This is a genomic window from Yersinia similis (genome assembly GCF_001053095.1).
Classification (GTDB): Bacteria; Pseudomonadota; Gammaproteobacteria; order Enterobacterales; family Enterobacteriaceae; genus Yersinia; species Yersinia similis.
Map to the genome: position 1 here is coordinate 1 of NZ_CGBP01000096.1, position 834 is coordinate 834.

The following is an 834-nucleotide window of genomic DNA, read 5'->3' on the forward strand; positions in this document are numbered from 1 at the left end:
TGCCAGCACCGCGTTTGATTTTGGTTCGACGGTGGGCGGGGCGTTTAGTGGGATCGTCAATCTGACAAATACCACCTTTGCCTTAAGTGCGGATAACGCGGCGGCACTGGCCAGTGCCACATTAAAACTGTCGGATGACAGTGTGACCACGGTGGGCACTACCGACCGCACCCTGCACGGGCTGGATTTGAGTGGTGGTACGCTGGTATTCGACGGTTCGCCGCCGCAATCTCAGGCTAACGGGGTCGTCACCGTCACCGATCTGGCATTGAACAGCGGGACGGTCAGCATTACCGGGGCGGACAACTGGGAGAATGAACATCCGGTGACGCCACCGAACGTATCGCTCCTTGAGCAGGATCGGGGTGACATTCTGCTGCAACTGATTGATGCCGATAATGTGACCGGCAATGCCAATGATCTGGAGCTGATGATCAATGGCACCACTATTTCCCCTGGACAAGGGGTGCAGTCTACTGTCCAACAGGGCGGGTCTACGGTGGCGAATGCCATCCATAATTATGGCCTGACCAGCAGTAACGGTAACGGCGGCAGCGGCCTATATGTGAATTACACCCTGAGTGCGCTGGAGTTGTTAGTCGATGGCGCTAATGCGTTGTTGCTGGCGACCGAAAGCGGTTTGACGGCCAACAGAGAATTGAATGCGGAGTTATCCGGTGTTGGCGGTTTGGTGGTGGATGCGCAAAATGGTGCCTTAACCTTGGCTAACGGCAATAACAGTTACGAGGGAACGACCACCGTCACTGCGGGTGAGTTGATCCTCGGGGCGAATGGCGCTTTCGGCCAGACGTCATTACTGGATATCGCCAGTGG

Annotated in this window: 1 pseudogene; it reads left to right on the forward strand. The window is 56.1% G+C overall.

Features of this window, described 5'->3' with window-relative positions:
- Positions 1 to 834: pseudogene (locus tag AC971_RS22420) on the forward strand (autotransporter outer membrane beta-barrel domain-containing protein); the annotation flags it as partial.